Here is a 2,500-nt window from a genome sequence, read left to right as displayed (position 1 = left end):
TCTGAATGGGGGAACCCAGCCATCATAAGATGGTTATCTTGTACTGAATACATAGGTGCAAGAGGCGAACCAGGGGAACTGAAACATCTAAGTACCCTGAGGAAAAGAAATCAACCGAGATTCCCTTAGTAGTGGCGAGCGAACGGGGACTAGCCCTTAAGTGGCTTTGAGATTCGCGGAACGCTCTGGAAAGTGCGGCCATAGTGGGTGATAGCCCTGTACGCGAAAATCTCTTGGTCATGAAATCGAGTAGGACGGAGCACGAGAAACTTTGTCTGAATATGGGGGGACCATCCTCCAAGGCTAAATACTACTGACTGACCGATAGTGAACTAGTACCGTGAGGGAAAGGCGAAAAGAACCCCGGAGAGGGGAGTGAAATAGATCCTGAAACCGTATGCGTACAAGCAGTGGGAGCCCACTTTGTTGGGTGACTGCGTACCTTTTGTATAATGGGTCAGCGACTTATTTTCAGTGGCGAGCTTAACCGAATAGGGGAGGCGTAGCGAAAGCGAGTCTTAATAGGGCGTCTAGTCGCTGGGAATAGACCCGAAACCGGGCGATCTATCCATGGGCAGGTTGAAGGTTAGGTAACACTGACTGGAGGACCGAACCGACTACCGTTGAAAAGTTAGCGGATGACCTGTGGATCGGAGTGAAAGGCTAATCAAGCTCGGAGATAGCTGGTTCTCCTCGAAAGCTATTTAGGTAGCGCCTCATGTATCACTGTAGGGGGTAGAGCACTGTTTCGGCTAGGGGGTCATCCCGACTTACCAAACCGATGCAAACTCCGAATACCTACAAGTGCCGAGCATGGGAGACACACGGCGGGTGCTAACGTCCGTCGTGAAAAGGGAAACAACCCAGACCGTCAGCTAAGGTCCCAAAGTTATGGTTAAGTGGGAAACGATGTGGGAAGGCTTAGACAGCTAGGAGGTTGGCTTAGAAGCAGCCACCCTTTAAAGAAAGCGTAATAGCTCACTAGTCGAGTCGGCCTGCGCGGAAGATGTAACGGGGCTCAAACCATACACCGAAGCTACGGGTATCACGTAAGTGATGCGGTAGAGGAGCGTTCTGTAAGCCTGTGAAGGTGAGTTGAGAAGCTTGCTGGAGGTATCAGAAGTGCGAATGCTGACATGAGTAACGACAATGGGTGTGAAAAACACCCACGCCGAAAGACCAAGGTTTCCTGCGCAACGTTAATCGACGCAGGGTTAGTCGGTCCCTAAGGCGAGGCTGAAAAGCGTAGTCGATGGAAAACAGGTTAATATTCCTGTACTTCTGGTTATTGCGATGGAGGGACGGAGAAGGCTAGGCCAGCTTGGCGTTGGTTGTCCAAGTTTAAGGTGGTAGGCTGAGATCTTAGGTAAATCCGGGATCTTAAGGCCGAGAGCTGATGACGAGTTACCCTTTGGGTGACGAAGTGGTTGATGCCATGCTTCCAAGAAAAGCTTCTAAGCTTCAGATAACCAGGAACCGTACCCCAAACCGACACAGGTGGTTGGGTAGAGAATACCAAGGCGCTTGAGAGAACTCGGGTGAAGGAACTAGGCAAAATGGCACCGTAACTTCGGGAGAAGGTGCGCCGGTGAGGGTGAAGCATTTACTGCGTAAGCCCACGCCGGTCGAAGATACCAGGCCGCTGCGACTGTTTATTAAAAACACAGCACTCTGCAAACACGAAAGTGGACGTATAGGGTGTGACGCCTGCCCGGTGCCGGAAGGTTAATTGATGGGGTTAGCTAACGCGAAGCTCTTGATCGAAGCTCCGGTAAACGGCGGCCGTAACTATAACGGTCCTAAGGTAGCGAAATTCCTTGTCGGGTAAGTTCCGACCTGCACGAATGGCGTAACGATGGCGGCGCTGTCTCCACCCGAGACTCAGTGAAATTGAAATCGCTGTGAAGATGCAGTGTATCCGCGGCTAGACGGAAAGACCCCGTGAACCTTTACTATAGCTTTGCACTGGACTTTGAATTTGCTTGTGTAGGATCGGTGGGAGGCTTTGCAGCGTGGACGCCAGTTCGCGTGGAGCCATCCTTGAAATACCACCCTGGCAACTTTGAGGTTCTAACTCAGGTCCGTTATCCGGATCGAGGACAGTGTATGGTGGGTAGTTTGACTGGGGCGGTCTCCTCCTAAAGAGTAACGGAGGAGTACGAAGGTGCGCTCAGACCGGTCGGAAATCGGTCGTAGAGTATAAAGGCAAAAGCGCGCTTGACTGCGAGACAGACACGTCGAGCAGGTACGAAAGTAGGTCTTAGTGATCCGGTGGTTCTGTATGGAAGGGCCATCGCTCAACGGATAAAAGGTACTCCGGGGATAACAGGCTGATACCGCCCAAGAGTTCATATCGACGGCGGTGTTTGGCACCTCGATGTCGGCTCATCACATCCTGGGGCTGAAGCCGGTCCCAAGGGTATGGCTGTTCGCCATTTAAAGTGGTACGCGAGCTGGGTTTAGAACGTCGTGAGACAGTTCGGTCCCTATCTGCCGTGGA

The 2,500-nt window shown here is 52.0% G+C and carries 1 rRNA gene (cut by a window edge); it reads left to right on the top strand.

Annotated features, from left to right (window positions below):
* A 23S ribosomal RNA gene (locus tag ACLD1X_RS12175) occupies positions 1–2,500 on the top strand (its annotated part extends 113 nt beyond the left edge of the window); the annotation flags it as partial.

The sequence above is a fragment of the Pseudomonas sp. 18173 genome, from assembly GCF_050432945.1.
In the GTDB taxonomy this organism is placed as follows: Bacteria; Pseudomonadota; Gammaproteobacteria; order Pseudomonadales; family Pseudomonadaceae; genus Aquipseudomonas.
This window is presented reverse-complemented; position numbering and strand designations above follow the sequence as displayed.